Origin of the sequence: Streptomyces sp. B6B3 (assembly GCF_039871525.1) — a bacterium.
GTDB lineage: Bacteria > Actinomycetota > Actinomycetes > Streptomycetales > Streptomycetaceae > Streptomyces.
Map to the genome: position 1 here is coordinate 83,074 of NZ_JBDPLU010000015.1, position 17,056 is coordinate 100,129.

Here is a 17,056-nt window from a genome sequence, read left to right on the forward strand (position 1 = left end):
GGAGCGTCCGGCCGGCGCACCGCGCGCGCCGCCGTTCCACGCGCCTGCCAGACTTGCCACATGGCTGCAAAGCACCCCGTCGCAGACACGTCAGAGCCGCCCGACCCCGCGGCTCGCCGGACCACCGAGCAGTCCCGCGAGCACTCCCGCGAGGGATCCCACGAGCAAAGGCCCGGGCAGACCCCGCACCGGGCACCCCACCGGCCCGCAGACTCCCCAGGCTCCGCCGAGCCGCCGGTGGGGCCCACCCTCGAGGACGTGCTGGCCGCCCAGAAGACGCTGGCCGGCGTCGCCCGGGTCACCGCGATGGAGGGCAGCCGCCACCTGAGCCGGCTGGTCGGCGCGCCGGTCCACCTCAAGTGCGAGAACCTCCAGCGCACCGGCTCCTTCAAGGTGCGCGGCGCCTACACCCGGATCGCCGGCCTGACGGTGGCCGAACGGGCCCGCGGCGTCGTCGCGGCCAGCGCGGGGAACCACGCCCAGGGCGTGGCCCTGGCCGCCGGGCTGCTCGGCGTGCCGGCCACCGTGTTCATGCCGGTCGGCGCGCCGCTGCCGAAGATCGCCGCGACCCGCGACTACGGGGCCGAGGTGCGGATGGCGGGGCAGGTGGTGGACGAGTCGCTGGCCGCCGCCAAGGAGCACGCGGAACGCACCGGCGCGGTGCTCATCCACCCGTTCGACCACCGCGACGTGGTGGCCGGCCAGGGCACCATCGGGCTGGAGATCCTGGAGCAGTGCCCCGAGGTGCGCACCATCGTGCTCGGGATGGGCGGCGGCGGGCTGGCCGCCGGCGTCGCGGTGGCCGTGAAGTCGCTCAGACCCGACGTGCGGATCGTCGGCGTGCAGGCCGAGGGCGCGGCCGCGTACCCGGCGTCGCTGGCCGCCGGCGAACCGGTCGCGCTGGCGGAGATGTCCACCATGGCGGACGGCATCCAGGTCGGCCGTCCCGGCGAGGTGCCGTTCCGGATCGTCGCCGAGCACGTGGACGAGGTGTGCACGGTCTCCGAGGACGCGCTGTCGGCCGGACTGCTGCTGTGCCTGGAACGGGCCAAGCTGGTCGTCGAGCCCTCGGGCGCCAGCCCGGTGGCGGCGCTGCTGTCGGATCCCGAGGCGTTCTCCGGCGGGCCGGTGGTGGCCGTGCTGTCCGGCGGCAACGTCGACCCGCTGCTGCTGGAGCGCACGCTGCGGCACGGCATGGCCGCGGCCGGCCGTTACCTCTCGCTCCGGCTCCGGCTGCCCGACCGCCCCGGGGCGTTGGCCGCGCTCCTCACGGAATTGTCAGTGGCGGGCGCTAACGTCCTCGCCGTCAATCACGTCAGGACCGATCCACGGCTCGGCGTGAGCGAGGTGGAGGTGGAGCTGCAGCTGGAGACCCAGGGCCGGCGGCACCGCGCCGAGTTGAACGAGGCGCTGCGCACGGCCGGATACCAGGTCCTCGGCTGAGCACGATCCTCGCGTTCGCTGACAGCGACTGCCAGAAGTAGAGGAATCAGGTAACGCGATACATCGCGATACCCTAGACTGGCGACGCTGCACCGAACTCATGGCATCAGCAGTCACATCAGTCACATCAGTCACAGAACCTGACCCAAAGAACTTGGGAGACCACATGCCAGGCGCCATATACGCCGAAGGGCTGGTGAAGACCTTCGGCGAAGTGCGGGCACTGGACGGCGTCGACATCGACGTGCCGGAGGGCACCGTCCTCGGCCTGCTCGGGCCGAACGGCGCGGGGAAGACCACCGCGGTCCGGGTGTTGACCACCCTGATCCAGCCGGACAGCGGCCGTGCCGAGGTCGCCGGGCTCGACGTCGTGAAGCACCCGAACGCGGTGCGCCGCTCCATCGGCCTGTCCGGCCAGTTCGCCGCCGTCGACGAGTACCTGACGGGCCGGGAGAACCTCCAGATGGTCGGCGAGCTCTACCAGCTCTCCGCCCGGGACGCCAAGCGGCGGGCCGACGAGCTGCTGGCGCGGTTCAACCTGTCGGACGCCGCCGAGCGCACGGCCAAGACGTACTCCGGTGGCATGCGCCGGCGGCTCGACCTCGCCGCCGCGCTGGTCGTCAGCCCGCCGGTGATGTTCATGGACGAGCCCACCACGGGCCTCGACCCGCGGAACCGCCAGCAGCTCTGGGAGGTCATCAAGGAGCTGGTGGCCGGCGGCACGACCCTGCTGCTGACCACCCAGTACCTGGAGGAGGCGGACCAACTCGCCGACACCATCGCCGTGGTGGACCACGGCAAGGTCATCGCGCGGGGCACGTCCGACCAGCTCAAGGCGCAGACCGGCGGCGAGGTGGTCGAGGTCGTGGTGCACGACCGGGAGCACGCGCCGCTCGCCGAGGAGGTGCTGCGCAACCTCGGCGACGGGGAGCCCACCTTCACCGAGCACATCCGCAAGCTGAGCGTCCCGGCCGCCGGCGGCGCCAAGCTGCTGGCCGAGGTGATCCGCGAGCTGGACAACCGGGGCGTGGAGATCGACGACATCGGCCTGCGCCGCCCGACGCTCGACGACGTGTTCCTCTCCCTCACCGGCCACACGGCCGAGGACGAGGGCCCCCAGGACGCCGAGGCGGGAGCCGCCAAGACCGGAGCCGCCAAGACCGGCGCGACCAACGCCAGCGCCACGAAGACCAGCGCCACGAAGAACGAGGACGGTGCACGGTGAGCATCACGACCCAGGCCGCCCCCCGCCCGGTGGGCACCGGTGGCGAGCGCATCGGCTTCCGTCAGGGGGCGCACGACTCCCTGGTGGTGGCCAAGCGGAACCTGCTGCGGATGATGCGCATCCCCGAGGTGGTCATCTTCGGCCTCATCCAGCCCATCATGTTCGTGGTGCTGTTCGCCTACGTCTTCGGCGGTTCGATCAACGTCCCCGGCGCCGGCCTGGACCCGGACGCCTACCGCGAGTTCCTGATGGGCGGCATCTTCGCCCAGACCGTCACCTTCGCGGTCGCCGGCGCCGCCGCCGGCATCGCCGAGGACATGCAGAAGGGCATCATCGACCGCTTCCGCTCGCTGCCGATGGCGCGCGGCGCGGTGCTCACCGGCCGCACGTTCGCCGACCTGGTGCAGACCGCGGCGATCCTGGTGGTCCTCGCCGTGGTGGCCTTCCTGGTCGGCTGGCGGGTGCACGACGGGGTGCTCAACGCCCTCGGCGGGTTCGGGCTGCTGCTCCTGCTCGGCTACTCCTTCACCTGGATCGGCGCGCTGATCGGCCTGTCGGTGCGCACTCCGGAGGCGGCCACCTCAGGTGGGTTGATCTGGCTCTTCCCGCTGACGTTCGTCTCGGTGGCGTTCGTGCCGTCGGAGAACATGCCGGGCTGGCTCCAGCCCGTCGCCGAGTGGAACCCGTTCAGCGCCACCGTGCTCGGCGTCCGCGAGCTGTTCGGCAACCTCCCGGCGAACTACGAGGCGCCCGATGTCTGGCCGATGCAGCACCCCGAGCTCGCCTCGGCGCTCTTCTCGGTGATCATCATCGTCGTCTTCCGCTCCCTGGCGGTGCGCAAGTACAAGCGCGCCACTGGCTGACCAGGCCGCCCCGCCCCGAGCGGACGGACGGAGCGAGCGGGCCGGGCGGATCACACGATCCACCCGGCCCGCCGGCGTGTCGGCCCGAGGGCGCGGCACCTGGCACCGCCGGATCCGCCGGATTCGCTGATCTTGCCATCGGCTGAACTGTTCGGGCAGCCTCACCCCGGGAATGCGTCTCTCACGGGATGCTTCGCCGCATCCGGGAAACGGGGAGGGACAGCAGATGCCGGACCAGAAACAGGCGGGCGAGCTGACGGCTCGTCACCGCGCCGAGGTGGAGCGGCTGCTCGCGCGCGCCGTCGAGGGGGAGGTGCGGATCTCCGAGGGCCGCGTCGACGGGGAGTTGCTGCTGCAGCGGGGCCGCGCGGCCCTGGCGGAGATCGTGCGCCCGGCGGCCGAGGAGTACGAGGCGTACCGGCAGGCCGAGGCGGACTCCTCGGCGGGCCGGCTGGGGGAGCGGTTCGGGCCCCGCCCGCTGGGCGGCGCGGCGGTGACCTCGCTCTCGGCCGCGCTCGCCGCGCTGCTGCTGATCGGGGCCATGGACGACTCGGTGACCACGGCGTTCGGGGACGCGGTCATCGTCGCCGTCGCCGGGCTGCTCGGCTTCGCGGTGCAGGCGGTGGTCGCCCACCTGTGGTCGGCGGAGTCGCTGGCCGGCCGCCGGAACCAGCCCGGCGGCGTCGAGCAGTTGCGGCTCGCCTGGCTGACCGCGGTCGAGGTGCGAGGGCTCCGACCCTGGCTGGACCACCAGCGGGCGCTGGCGCCGCGCCGGCAGCCGCTCGGCACGTCGCTCGGCCAGCCGCAGCGCGAGCCGCGTCGCCCCGCGCCGCGCTCCCGCGACCGCAGCGCCGAGGCCCGCACCCGTAACGTGCTCGCCCGGTCCTTCGACCGGCTGCCCGAGCGCGGCCATCCGTTCATCGGCCGCCGCCGCCAGCTGACGCAGATCACCCAGTGGGTGAACCGGGACCGCGCCAGCACCGGCACCCGCCCCACCGTCGTCGTGCTGCACGGCCCGTCGGGCGCCGGCCGCACCATGCTCGCCGTGTGGGCCGCGCACGAGATGCGCGAGCTGTTCCGCGGCGCCTGCCTGGTCGACCTGCGCGGCCAGAGCGCCGACCCGTTGCCCACCCGCGACGCGGTGCTGCACCTGATGAACCGGCTCGGCGCCCCGCGCGAGCAGCTGCTGTTCCGCGAGGGCATCGGGCGCGGCGCGGACCCGGCGCACCTGCGCCGACTGACCGAGCGCTACCAGCAACACCTCACGGGCCGGCCCGTGGTGATCATCCTGGACGACGCCACCGACCCGGAGCAGGTGCGCGCCCTCGTGCCCGAGCGCTCCGACTCGCTGGTGCTGGTCACCGCCGCCGAACCGCTCGCGCTCGACCCGGAACTGCCCGCCTCCGTGCACCAGCTGGAGCTCGGCGCCCTGGACCTGGGCTACGCCGAGGAATTGCTGCGCGCCTCGGTCACCGACGGCGGCACCATCGCGCCGGGGCCGTACGACGCCCCCAGCTGGCAGCGCATCACCGAGCTGTGCGACGGCCGGCCGCTGCTGCTGCGGCTGGTCGGCTCGGCCTTGGACGAGCGGACCCCGGCCCAGCTGGCCGACGACCTCGCCGCGTACGGGCCCACGCCCGGCGCCCGGCAGGACCCGCCGGGGCCCGCGGCGGCCGGTCTCGATCCGGCCGAACGAGCGCTGCTCATGCGCTACGCCGACCAGACCGACACCGCCCGGCGACTGCTGCGCCGCCAGGCACTGGCCGGCCGGGCCAGCCTCGGCGCCCGCGCCGCCGCCGCGCTGCTCGACGTCGGCGAACAGGAGGCCACCCGCCAGCTGGAGGAGCTCACCCGGGTCGGCCTGCTGCGCCACGTGCGCGGCAACCGCTACCGGCTGCACGACCTGGTCCGCCGCTTCGCCCGCGCCCGGCTGTTCGACGAGGAGAGCGACGAGGAGCGTTCGGCCGCTCAGGAACGCCTGATCCGCAGCTACGCCGAGCTCGCCGACACGGTGATCCGGCTCGTCGACGGCAAGACCTCCACCCGCGCCGACCTGCTACCGGCCGCGGCCGGCGGCCACGGCTTCGCCTCGCTCGACGCGGCGCTGCGCTGGCTCGACGACGAGACCAGCTTCATCACCGCCACGCTGCGGCACGCGGACGAGCGGGTGGACCGCGAGGCCGTGCAGCACCTGCTCGGCGCGCTCTGCGACTACTGCCTGCTGCGCGGCGACCTCTACCGGCTCGGCGAGCTGAACGAGCTCACCCAGGCCGTCAACCAGGGGCTGCTGACCCGCTCCGTGCAGTGGCGCACCGGCGTCGCCGCCCGCCAGCTCGGCGAGCTGGACAAGGCCAGGTCCACCCTGTCCTCCGTGGTCACCCTCTACCAGCAGGCGCAGCACGAGGCCGGCACCGCCCGGGCGTTGCGCGACCTGGGCATCACGCTGCAGCACCAGGGACGGTTCGCCGAGGCCGGCGAGAAGCTGCGGCAGGCGCTCGACCTCCAGCAGGGCCCCGAGTTCGACGGCGACCGCGCCTGGACGCTGCACGCGTTGGCCACCGTGGAACGGGAGTGCGGCCGCATCCACGGCGCGCGCCGGATGCTGGCCGAGGCGCTGCCGCTGCACCAGGCGAGCGGCAGCGTGCACGGCGAGGCGTGGACCAGGTTCCAGCTCGGCCAGACGCTGCTGCGCGGCGGCAACGTCGGGGCCGCCGAGCACGAGATCCGCTCCGCGCTGGACCTCTACGAGCGCTCCCGGGACGTCCGCGGCGTGGCCTGGTCGCTGACCGAGCTCGGCCGCGCCCGGCTCTACGACGGCGACGCCGCCGGCGCCCTGGAGCAGCTGCGCTCCGCGCTCGCCCGGCACAACGACACGGAGGACGCCCGCGGCGAGGCGTGGACCCTCTACTACCTGGGCCAGGCCCAGGAGGAGCACGGCGACACGGCCGAGGCGCTGCGCACCATGGAACGCGCCCGGACGATGTTCAACCGGATGCGGGACGTCTACGGACTGGCCTGCGCCCGGCACCACACGGCCCGGATCACCCGGGACCAGAGCGCGGCCAGCACCGGCTCGTTGCGCAACACCGGCTTCGCCCGGCAGCTGCTGACCGAGGCGCGCCGCGACTTCCAGCGCGCCGGCATGGTGCACGGCGAGGCGTGGAGCTGCGTCGAACTGGCGGTGATCGAGGCCGGCAACGAGCGGCTGTCCCAGGCGCTGGAGCTGGCCGACACGGCGCTGCGGCTCTTCGGCGAGGGCTACGGGGAGGGGCGTCCCGACGCCAGGGGCGCGGACTGGGCGCAGTTCCTGCGCTGCACGCTGCTGCCGCTGGCCTCGCCGGGCGGCACGGACGTCGGCTCGGCGGTCGCCCAGGAGGAGCTGGCCGAGCTGCTGCGCGAGGACCATCCGTTGCGCGACCCGCATCTGACGGACGCCGCGCACAGCTACTCGCTGATGCTCCAGCGTGGCCAGGGCCCGGAGTCGGGCTGGCCGGCCTGGCGCATGGGCATGGTGCCGCGGCGCGGCGCCCGCGACGCGTTCGGCGTGGTGACGCGGGGCTAGGCGAGCCGGAGCTGGGTGAGCCGGAGCGAGGGGGACCCGGAGCTGGGTGGCCCCGGTACCAGGCGATTCGGTCGCAGGGGGCTCGGGCCTGCGCCCAGCCCTGGGCTCGCCCCGGGGCTGGTGCTCAGGTCCGCGTCCGGCGTCCGGTTCCGCGTCCGGTCAGGCGGACGCTCGGCTGGAGGACTGCTCGCTCTCCGCGGCCGCCGGGCCCTTCCCGGCCTCCCGGCCGTCCTGGTCCTCCCGGCCGTCCGGTTCCTCGTCGAACGCGATCTTGCCCAGATGCCGGCTCATGGACTTCAACAGCATCCACACGCCGACGCCGAGGACCGCGAAGACGATGAAGCCGAGCACACCCGGGGTCACCGAGTACTCGTCGAGCTCCTTCGCGAGGGGTAGCCACTCAGTCATGACTCAATTCTCCCGGATGCCCGCGAAGAGGTCGGACTCGGGGAGCGAGGTGTCCACGTGGGACCGCGCCAGCTCGTAGTCCTCCGTCGGCCAGACCTTCTGCTGGATCTCCATCGGCACCTTGAACCAGCCGCCGTCCGGGTCGATCTGCGTGGCGTGCGCGATCAGCGCCTTGTCGCGGACGGGGAAGAAGTCGGCGCACGGCACCCGGGTGGTCAGGTGCCGCTCCGGCACCTTCATCTCGTCCCAGCGCTCCAGCCACTCCGCGTACGGCGAGTCCATCCCGCGCGCCACCATCGCGTTGTGCAGGGCGAGGGTGCGCGGGCGGTTGAAGCCCTGGTTGTAGTAGAGCTTCAGCGGCTGCCACGGCTCGCCGGCGTCGGGGTAGCGCTCGGGGTCCCCCGCCGCCTCGAACGCCGCCACCGAGAGCTTGTGGGTCATGATGTGGTCGGGGTGCGGGTAGCCCCCGTTCTCGTCGTACGTCGTGATCACGTGCGGCCGGAACGTGCGGATCAGCCGCACCAGCCGCTCCGCCGCGACGTCGACGTCCTCCAGGGCGAAGCATCCGTCGGGCAGCGGCGGCGTCGGGTCGCCCTCGGGCAGACCCGAGTCCACGAAGCCCAGCCACTCCTGCCGCACGCCCAGGATCTCCCGGGCCTCCGCCATCTCCTTCGCCCGCACCTCGTGGATGTGCTCCTCGATGTACGGATCACCCTGGAGCCTCGGGTTGAGGATGTCACCCCGCTCGCCACCGGTGCAGGTGGCGACCAACACGTCCACGCCTTCGGACACGTACCGGGCCATCGTCGCAGCGCCCTTGCTGGACTCGTCGTCCGGATGGGCGTGCACCGCCATGAGTCGCAACTGCTCTGTCAAGGCTTCGATCCTCGTCGTCCTGGTGTGATGGGGCCGGGAAACGCCTTCTATAGTGACCGAAGAACCATCACCCGTATTCCTGGTTTTTCTACCCGACCGGCTGATCGAGGACCACGACCATGGCCGAGCCATCCACGGCGGCACCCACGGCGCCGCCCGAGGGACGGTACGGACGCGCGCGCACGGCCGAGGCCCGCACCGACCGGCGGCTGAAGGCCACCGGGCTGGTCCTCGGCGTGCTGCTGCTGGGCTTCACCGCCTGGGCGGGCGCGTCGTACATCGCCGGTCAGGACGTCACCGGTGAGCTCACCGGTTTCGACGTGGTGTCGGACAGCGAGGTCGAGGTCAGCGTCGCGGTGCGGAAGCCCACCGACGAGGTGGGCGTGTGCACCATCCGGGCCCGGGCGGAGGACGGCCTGGAGGTCGGCCGCGCCGACGTCCGGTTCGACGACGACACGGACCGCATCCACCGCTCCGTGACGCTGAACACCACGCAGCGTGCCACCACCGCCGAGTTGCTCGGCTGTGCCGCGGCGTAGTCGACCGGGCGACCTGCGCACGCGCCGTCGGCTGGAACGCCGAGGGTTCGCCGTCGGCAGCGGAGGGTAATCCTCGCGCCTCCGGCCAGGACGCCGAGGGTTTGTCGTCGGCAGCGGAGGGTAATCCTTCCGAACATCGATCGGCGTTGTTAGAGTCGAGATTTCGATCGATGATCCGCCCGCCCCAGGATCGTATCCATCCGGGTCGGGCGTCCTTTTTATCGTTTTGTCCTTCTTGTATCACCCGAGGAGCACCTGTGACCCAGACCAGCGACACTGTCACCTGGCTGACCCAGGAGGCGTATGACCAGCTCAAGTCGGAGCTGGATCACCTGTCGGGTCCCGCCCGCATCGAGATCGCGAAGAAGATCGAGGCGGCCCGCGAAGAGGGGGACCTGAAGGAGAACGCCGGGTACCACGCGGCCAAGGAGGAGCAGGGGAAGATGGAGGCGCGGGTGCGCCAGCTGACCCAGCTCCTGGAGAGCGCGCGCGTCGGCGAGGCTCCCGCCGACACCGGCGTGGTGGCGCCGGGCATGGTCGTCACCATCGCCTTCGACGGCGACGAGAGCGACACGATGATGTTCCTGCTCGCCTCCCGCGAGTTCGCCACCTCGGACATCGAGACGTACTCCCCGCAGTCGCCGCTGGGCAGCGGCGTGCTGGGCAAGAAGGTCGGCGAGGACGCCGAGTACGAGCTGCCGAACGGCAGCATCTCGCGCGTCCGCGTGATGGAGGCCAAGCCCTACCAGGCTGGCTGAGCCGGCTGAGCCCGGGCCCGCCGGCCCGGCCAGCCCCGCGCCGCGAACGTCGCGGCTGACCTGCTCCGGTTCCGCCCTGACCCGATCGGGGTCAGGACGGAGGTAGGGCCAAGCGGCTCGCCTCCGAGACATCGCCTGCCTCCTCCAGCGCGCGGACAACCCCGGGCGGCTCTGTTCCGCCGCGTTCCCAGGTTTCCGAAGAGCATCCGTGTCGACTCGCACGTGAGAGTTGGCCGGGCATGTCGACGCCGTTCCGGCGCGACCGGCTCCATCGCATCCAGCCATGTGCGGACCGCGGCACCGTTGCCGAAGTGCGGTAGCCCTCCCGCGGATGAGGGCTACCACACGCTGCCGGGTCCGGGGCGGGTCGCGGGAGCGGTGCCCGGGGGCCGTCGGGGGAACGGGCTCCGGCTCAGGATGTGGGCTACCGCATGGTGCCGGGTCCGGGGCGGGTCGTGGGAGCGGTGCCCGGGGGCCGTCGGGGGAACGGGCTCCGGCTCAGTCGGTCCCGACGGGGGTCAGGGTGAACCCGTCGTTGGGCGCGCCCGCGAGGAGGTCGGCCAGTCCGCCGCTGAGCGCGTACGTCGTCCCGTTCGGTCCCGCGGTCACGTCGCTGGTGACGGGGTCCTCGACGGTGTCGGTGACGGTCACCGTGGCTTCCGCCCAGCCGTCGCCGGGCTCCACACGCTGGATCTCGGCGGGCGCGCCGGACAGCAGACCGCTGCTGACCGCCACGATCGAGCCGTCCTCCTGGAGCCGCATGCCTGCCGTGGGGGACGCCAGCGGCGCGGAGAGCTCCACCGGCTGCGCGTCTTCGGGACTCCGGACGGGCACCCGTACCAGGGAGCCGTCAGCCATGGAGATGATCAGCTGGTCCCCCTCCACCCACTCCACCGCCGACATCCCCACATCGTTCAGGAAGTCGGGGATGTCCAGCGTGCCCCGCAGCAGGTCGCTCCGCAGGAAGATCGAGGCGCTGCCATCGGGTTCGACGCGGAACACCGTCGGGGTCAGCTGGTCGACGGCGTAGATCGTGCCGTCGGGCGCCACCGTCAGGTCGGCGATCAGGTGGTCCCTGCCGTCGTTGGTGATCGCGGTCAGATCGACGCACCAGTCCTGTTCCCCGGTCTCCAGGTCGTAGCTGCCCACGCCGGCGATGCGGAAGGCAGCCTCCGGGTTGGAACGTTCGGCGAGGCCGTAGTCCACGTTGCTGACCAGGACGCGGTCTCGGTCGCGGTCGACGACGACGGACTGCGCGGACACCAGTTCCGGGTCGTCGATGTGGGTGCGCACCTGTCCGTCCGGACCGAAGACGAAGACCTTGCCCTGATTCAACGAGCCGGCGAAGAACGTGTTCGACTCCGCGTCGTGGTCCAGCGAGTGCGGGAACACGTTCGAGCCGTCGGCCTCGATGACGCCGGGCGCCTCCTGCTCGGTCTGCGCGGTTCCGGACTGCCCGGTCCGCTCGGTCCCGGTCCGCTCGGTCCCGGAGTCTTCGGAGCCGGATCCGGCGGAGGAATCGTTCGCGGCGCACGCCGTCCCGGTGGCCACGGCGGCGACAAGTGCCGCGCTCGAGAGGGCGATCCTCAGCTTCGTCTTCTTCATCGTCCTTGTTCCTCTGGAGTGTTGGGGCTGCGTGGTGCGGTGAGCCGTACGGGGGGCAGACCTCGGCGAGGGCCGTGACGGGAGAAGTGGGCATGGGGAACCTCCAGGAGGGCTGAGATGGGGTGAAAGTGGAGAAAAAGAAGGACGCGCGGATGACGGGGGCCCGCGGTCATCCCTGCCGGCCCGGCCGGATCAGAGGTCCACCGGATCAGGGGTCACCGGATCAGAGATCCAGAGGAACGGTGGGTGCGGGGGTGTCGCCGGCGGGGTGGGAGCCCTCCGGCATGTCCGCGGCGGGCTGGAGGGTCTGGTTGAGCAACCGCAGTGCCGCCTGGGAGGCGGAGCCGGCCGCCGCCGTCGTCACCACCAGCCGGATCCCCTGAGTCCGGGGCACCGGGAGCGAGTGCTGCAGCACGTCCAGTTCCCCGACCGTCGGATGGCGCATCCGGTACTCGGTCATGCCCCAGGCGCGGACCCGATGCTCGGCCCACAGCGTGGCGAACTGCTGGCTGCGCATGGTCAACTCGCCGATGAGAGAGGCCAGATGCGGGTCGCTCGGATACTCGCCGACCGCCTGCCGCAGTTTGCCCACCACGTCCCGTGCCTTCCTGGGCCAGTCCACGTAAAGATCCCGCGTGTGGGCGTCCAGGAACACCAGCCGGGCGGTGTTGGGCCGGGTGGCCGCGCGATCCGGGCTGTCCAGGGCCAGGTGCCCGGCGAACAACGCGTGCCCGGCGCGGTTCCACGTCAGGACGTCCGAGCGCCGGCCCACGACGACCACGGGTGAGTCCCCGAAGGCGTCCATCAGTTGGCGCACGGCGGCGGTGACACGCTCGGCGGGGATCCGGCGGCGGCTCTGCCGGGCATCACCCGACAGGGTGTGCAGGTGGCGCCGCTCCGGGTCATCCAGCCGCAGGGCCGTGGCCAGCGCGTCGAGGACCTGCGGCGAGGCGTTGAGCGACAGCCCCTGTTCCAGCCGGATGTAGTACGCCACGCTGACACCGGCCAGCTGGGCCAGTTCCTCACGCCGCAGCCCCGGCACCCGCCGCCGGTCGCCGTAGTCCGGGAGCCCCACGTCTGCCGGCTTCAACTGCGCCCGACGCGTGGCGAGGAACTCGCCGAGGAGGGACTTGCTGTGCGGTGTGTCGTGCATGCGACCGAGTATGGCCAGGCTCGCCACGGCTAGCCTGCCCCTGGGAGTAGCAGTCACGAGGTCGGGAACGAGCGCGGCCCTGCGGCCTCACCGGAATCGCCGTTCCCGCCCGCACGGCGGACCGGTGCGGCGGGGGATGCGCCCGGGACCGTCCGGGAGCCGCGACTCTCGACCTGGTGTGCTGGGCCGGGCGGTCCGGTGCGTGCGACGATGCCGGTATGAATCGCCTGGCCGACTCCCAGTCGCCGTATCTGCTGCAGCACGCCACCAACCCGGTGGACTGGTGGCCGTGGGGGGAAGAGGCGTTCGAGGAGGCCCGGCGGCGGGACGTACCCGTTCTGCTGTCGGTTGGTTACTCCGCGTGCCACTGGTGCCACGTCATGGCCAGGGAGAGCTTCGCCGACCCGGACATCGCGGCGTATCTGAACGAGCACTTCGTGTCCGTGAAGGTGGATCGCGAGGAGCGTCCCGACGTCGACTCCGTGTACATGGACGCGGTCCAGGCGGCGACCGGCCAGGGCGGCTGGCCGATGACCGTGTTCATGACGGCGGACGGCGAACCGTTCTACTTCGGCACCTACTTCCCGCCCGAGCCGCGGTCCGGCATGCCGTCCTTCCCGCAGCTTCTGGAGGGCGTGCACAGCGCCTGGACCGACCGGCGCGGCGAGGTCACCGGCGTCGCCAACCGGATCACCCGCGAGCTGGCCGGCCGCGAGCTGGCCTACGACGCGCCGCGGCCACCCGACGCGGAGGAGCTGGCCGCGGCCGTCGCGGCCCTGGACCGCGACTTCGACGCCTCGCACGGCGGCTTCGGCGGCGCGCCGAAGTTCCCGCCGGCCATGACGCTGGAGTTCCTGCTCCGCCACCACGCCCGCACCGGCTCGACGCGGGCGCTGGCGTTGGTGGAGCAGACCTGCGAGGCCATGGCACGCGGCGGCATCTACGACCAACTCGCCGGCGGCTTCGCCCGGTACGCCGTGGACGCCACCTGGACCGTGCCGCACTTCGAGAAGATGCTCTACGACAACGCGCTGCTCTGCCGCGTCTACACCCACCTGTGGCGAGCCAACGGCTCCCCGCTGGCCCGCCGGGTCGCCGAGGAGACCGCCGACTTCATGGTGCGCGAGCTGCGCACCGCCGAGGGCGGCTTCGCCTCCGCGCTCGACGCCGACAGCGCCGACGAGGACGGGCACCACGTCGAGGGCGCGTACTACGTCTGGACGCCCGGCCAGCTGCGCGCGGTGCTCGGCGACGAGGCACACGCCGAGGCCGCCGCGCGGGCGTTCGGGGTGACCGACGCGGGCACGTTCGAGGCCGGCGCCTCGGTGCTCCGACTGCACGCGGACGAGCCGCCGGCCGAGATCCGGGCCCGGCTGCTGGCCGCGCGCGCCGCGCGACCCCGCCCGGAGCGGGACGAGAAAGTCGTCGCCGCGTGGAACGGACTGGCCATCGCCGCCCTGGCGGAGACCGGCGCCTGCCTGGAGCGCCCCGACCTGGTCGCCGCGGCCGTGGCCACGGCCGAGCTGCTCGTTCAGGTGCACCTCGACGGGACGCGAGGCGACGGCGACGGCGCGGCGGGCCTCCGGCTGGCCCGCACCTCGCGGGACGGACGGACCGGTCCCAGCGCCGGCGTGCTGGACGACTACGCCGACGTGGCCGAGGGGTTCCTCGCGCTGTACGCGGTGACCGGCCAGCCCCGGTGGCTGGACCACACCGAGGGCCTGCTCGACGCGGTGCTGACCCGGTTCAGCCGGCCCGACGGCGCACTGTACGACACCGCCGCCGACGCGGAGCAGCTGATCCGCCGCCCGCAGGACCCGACCGACGGCGCCACCCCCGCCGGCTGGACCGCGGCGGCCGGCGCGTTCCTCTCGTACGCCGCCTACACCGGCAGCGACCGGCACCGCGAGGCGGCGGAGCGGGCGCTGGGCATCGTCACCGCCCTCGGCGCCCGCGCGCCACGTTTCATCGGCTGGGGCCTGGCCGTCGCCGAGGCCGCGCTCGACGGCCCCCGGGAGGTCGCGATCGTCGGCCCGCTCGGCGACGCCGCGACCGCGGAACTGCACCGCACCGCGTTGCGCGCCACCGCGCCTGGCGCGGTGGTCGCCGTCGGCGAGCCGGACGCGGACCGGCCGCCGCCGCTGCTCGCCGACCGTCCGATGCGGGACGGCCGCCCGGCGGCCTACGTCTGCCGCCGCTTCACCTGCGACGCCCCCACCACCGATCCGGCGACGCTGGCCGAGCAACTGGGCTGAGCCGGAGGGCGGTGGGTCGACACCCGGGGGCGGAGCGCGCGAGCGGCCCGTTACTCCAGGGCGCCGTCGATGATGTCGAAGGCGCGGTCGATGTAGGCGGTCAGGGCGCCGTCAGCATCGTTCTCGATCCAGTACAGGGCCGCCTCGCGGGCACCCGCGAGTATCGCCGCGACGAGGACCCGCAGCTCCAGGTCCTCCGGGGCACGGCCCGTGCGCTCGGCCAGCACCGTCGCGAGCATTCTGCCGGAGAGAGCCATCGAGTCGTGTATCCGACTCCTGATCGCCGGCACCGAGGCCACCAGGTGCATCCGCTGGCGCACCTCCGCCATGGCCTCCGGCGAGTCGTTGATATGCCGGAAGACGTCGCGGATCGCCTCCCGGACGGCGATGAGGGGTGGCTCGGCCGCGGGGCGGGCGCGTAGCGCCGCCTCGACGAGCGGGTCGTCCTCGTCGCTGAGCACGATGTCTTCCTTGGTCGGGAAGTACCGGAAGACCGTGCTGGGCGACACCTCCGCGGCGTCGGCGATCTCGTCCACCCGCGTGGCCTCGTAGCCCTGTTCCGCGAAGAGGCGGTACGCGGCCCGCTGGATCGCCTGACGCGTCCGGATCTTCTTCCGCTCCCTCAGGCCGGGGCGGGTCGGGGATGTGGCGGCCATGGCAGTCATTCTGCGCGATCGCGCTCCGCCACGGCCAGGCTCCCGCCGTCACCCGCCTCCGGCCGCCCCTCCTTCCGCTCCTCCGCCCGCCCCTCCGGTCGCCCGCCCGCGGGAGCCGCCGGCAGCAGCAACGCCGCGAGCAGCGCGGCCGGCAGCGCCGCCGCGGCGCAGACGAAGAGCGTCAGGCTCATGCCGTGGGTGAAGGCCGCGTCGGCCGAGGCGATCAGGTCCGCCGCGCTCCCGACCCGCGCACCGTCCGCCCCGCCACCGCCACCCGCGCCCCCGCCACCGCCACCCGCGCCCCCGGCGCCGCCTCCGATGCCCCCGTCCGCGACGCGCTCCGCGACCAGATGGGCGGCCACGACCGACTCCCGTGCCGCGTCGGCCGCCTCCGCCGGCAGCCGCCCCGTGTCCACCCGGGACCGGTACGCCTGCGCCAGCAGGCTGCCGAGCAGCGCCACCCCGATCGCGCTGCCCACCTGCCGCACGGTCATCAGCAGCCCGGAGCCGATGCCCGAGCGGTCCGGCGGCAGCGCGGCCAGCGCCGCGTCCATCGCCGGCACCAGCGCGAGCCCCGCGCCGAGCCCGGTGACGGCGAGCCACGTCGCGGTCAGTTCGTATCCGGAGTCCACCCCGGTCGTCGAGCCGAGGAAACCTGCGAACGACAGCAGCACCAGGCCGGAGACCACCACCCCGCGCCCGCCGAAGGCCCGCACCAGCGGCTGGCACCCGCGCGCCCCGACGATCAGCCCGGCCATCATCGGCATCAGCCGCACGCCGGTCTCCAGCGCGTCGTGCCCCCTGACCGCCTGCAGGTACTGCGGCACCACGAAGAGCATCCCGGCCAGCACGAAGCTCACCAGCGTGCCCACCAGGGCGTTCCACCGGAAGCTCGGCATCCGCAGCAGGCCGACGTCGAGGATCGGGTGGGCCCGCCGCCGTTCCCTGGCGACCAGCAGCGCCAGCAGCGGTGCCGAGGCGACGAGCATCCCGAGCACCAGCGGGTCGTCCCAACCCCGCGACGGGCCCTCGATCAGGCCGTAGACCAGCACCCCGAGGCCGGCGACGCTGAGCGCGGTGCTCACCACGTCCACGGACGGGGCCGCGGGATCGCGGCTCTCCGGGAGCAGCAGCAGGCAGGCCGTGATGCCCACCGCCACCAGCGGCACGTTGATCAGAAAGATCGAGCCCCACCAGTAGTGGTTCAGCAGCCAGCCGCCGATCAGCGGCCCGAGCGGCATGCCCGCGGCCAGCGCGGCGGCGAGCGCGGCCACCGCCCTGCCGCGTTCCTCGGGTCCGAACAGCGTGGGCAACACGGCCACCGCCAGCGGGGTGATCAACGCGCCGCCCAGGCCCATGACCGCGCGCGCGGCGATCAGCAGTTCCGCGTTGCCGGCCAGGGTGCCCAGCACCGAACCGGCGAGGATGATCACCAGGCCGGCGACCAGCAGCCGGCGCCGCCCGAACCGGTCCCCGAGCAGGCCGGCGGGGAGCATCGTCGAGGCGAAGACGACGAGGAACGCGTCGGCGATCCACTGCTGCTGACCCGTGCCGGCGCCCAACTCCGCGGCCAGCGTGGGCAGCGCGACGTTGAGGATCGTCATGTCGAAGCCCAGCACCAGGGTGGCGAGCACCAGCGCGCCGAGCGCCCACCAGCGCCGGGGGTGGGGAGGGGGAGTGTGGTTCGGGGTCACGGCACACCTCCGAGAGTCA

13 protein-coding genes are annotated in these 17,056 nt (G+C 73.1%); 7 read left to right on the top strand and 6 right to left on the bottom strand.

Annotated elements, in window-relative coordinates; all coding sequences use genetic code 11:
- The first annotated feature begins 237 nt into the window (after nt 1–237).
- The 4 genes from ilvA to ABGB06_RS27045 all read left to right on the top strand — a co-directional run bounded on the left by ilvA (nt 238) and on the right by ABGB06_RS27045 (nt 7,093).
- Entirely contained in the window at nt 238–1,443 is a 1,206-nt protein-coding gene (gene ilvA / locus ABGB06_RS27030) for a threonine ammonia-lyase (RefSeq protein ID WP_347593961.1), read from the top strand.
- Between the two features lie 166 nt (nt 1,444–1,609).
- Complete coding sequence (locus ABGB06_RS27035) at nt 1,610–2,668, top strand: ATP-binding cassette domain-containing protein (RefSeq protein ID WP_347593963.1); 1,059 nt, start codon at nt 1,610–1,612, stop codon at nt 2,666–2,668.
- Nucleotides 2,669–2,697: 29 nt separating this feature from the next.
- The gene (locus ABGB06_RS27040; protein WP_347594197.1) at nt 2,698–3,531 is read left to right on the top strand and encodes an ABC transporter permease; all 834 of its coding nucleotides are present in this window, start codon (nt 2,698–2,700) and stop codon (nt 3,529–3,531) included.
- A 226-nt stretch (nt 3,532–3,757) separates the two neighbouring features.
- Nucleotides 3,758–7,093, top strand: a complete 3,336-nt coding sequence (locus ABGB06_RS27045) for a tetratricopeptide repeat protein (protein WP_347593965.1) — start codon at nt 3,758–3,760, stop codon at nt 7,091–7,093.
- Nucleotides 7,094–7,252: 159 nt separating this feature from the next.
- Here the strand turns inward: ABGB06_RS27045 and ABGB06_RS27050 are convergent, their stop codons facing one another.
- Complete coding sequence (locus tag ABGB06_RS27050; protein ID WP_347593967.1) at nt 7,253–7,501, bottom strand: hypothetical protein; 249 nt, start codon at nt 7,499–7,501, stop codon at nt 7,253–7,255.
- Between the two features lie 3 nt (nt 7,502–7,504).
- Nucleotides 7,505–8,377, bottom strand: coding sequence for a mycothiol conjugate amidase Mca (mca, locus tag ABGB06_RS27055; protein ID WP_347593969.1), 873 nt, complete (start codon nt 8,375–8,377; stop codon nt 7,505–7,507).
- Nucleotides 8,378–8,496: 119 nt separating this feature from the next.
- Between mca and ABGB06_RS27060 the strand changes: the two genes are divergently transcribed.
- Together ABGB06_RS27060 and greA are read left to right on the top strand one after the other, a co-directional pair.
- Entirely contained in the window at nt 8,497–8,916 is a 420-nt protein-coding gene (locus tag ABGB06_RS27060) for a DUF4307 domain-containing protein (RefSeq protein ID WP_347593971.1), read from the top strand.
- A 257-nt stretch (nt 8,917–9,173) separates the two neighbouring features.
- On the top strand, nt 9,174–9,674 hold the full coding sequence (greA, locus tag ABGB06_RS27065; protein WP_347593973.1) for a transcription elongation factor GreA: 501 nt from the start codon (nt 9,174–9,176) through the stop codon (nt 9,672–9,674).
- Between the two features lie 498 nt (nt 9,675–10,172).
- Here the strand turns inward: greA and ABGB06_RS27070 are convergent, their stop codons facing one another.
- Together ABGB06_RS27070 and ABGB06_RS27075 are read right to left on the bottom strand one after the other, a co-directional pair.
- Nucleotides 10,173–11,279, bottom strand: a complete 1,107-nt coding sequence (locus ABGB06_RS27070; protein WP_347593975.1) for a hypothetical protein — start codon at nt 11,277–11,279, stop codon at nt 10,173–10,175.
- A 223-nt stretch (nt 11,280–11,502) separates the two neighbouring features.
- Nucleotides 11,503–12,432 carry a helix-turn-helix transcriptional regulator gene (locus tag ABGB06_RS27075; protein WP_347593977.1) on the bottom strand — a complete coding sequence of 310 codons (930 nt, stop codon included), beginning with the start codon at nt 12,430–12,432 and terminating at the stop codon, nt 11,503–11,505.
- Nucleotides 12,433–12,650: 218 nt separating this feature from the next.
- Between ABGB06_RS27075 and ABGB06_RS27080 the strand changes: the two genes are divergently transcribed.
- Nucleotides 12,651–14,687, top strand: a complete 2,037-nt coding sequence (locus ABGB06_RS27080) for a thioredoxin domain-containing protein (protein ID WP_347593979.1) — start codon at nt 12,651–12,653, stop codon at nt 14,685–14,687.
- Nucleotides 14,688–14,737: 50 nt separating this feature from the next.
- Here the strand turns inward: ABGB06_RS27080 and ABGB06_RS27085 are convergent, their stop codons facing one another.
- Together ABGB06_RS27085 and ABGB06_RS27090 are read right to left on the bottom strand one after the other, a co-directional pair.
- Nucleotides 14,738–15,343 (bottom strand): TetR family transcriptional regulator, encoded by a 606-nt coding sequence (locus ABGB06_RS27085; RefSeq protein ID WP_347593980.1) that lies wholly within the window; start codon nt 15,341–15,343, stop codon nt 14,738–14,740.
- Between the two features lie 5 nt (nt 15,344–15,348).
- Nucleotides 15,349–17,037, bottom strand: coding sequence for a DHA2 family efflux MFS transporter permease subunit (locus ABGB06_RS27090; protein ID WP_347593982.1), 1,689 nt, complete (start codon nt 17,035–17,037; stop codon nt 15,349–15,351).
- Nucleotides 17,038–17,056 lie beyond the last annotated feature (19 nt).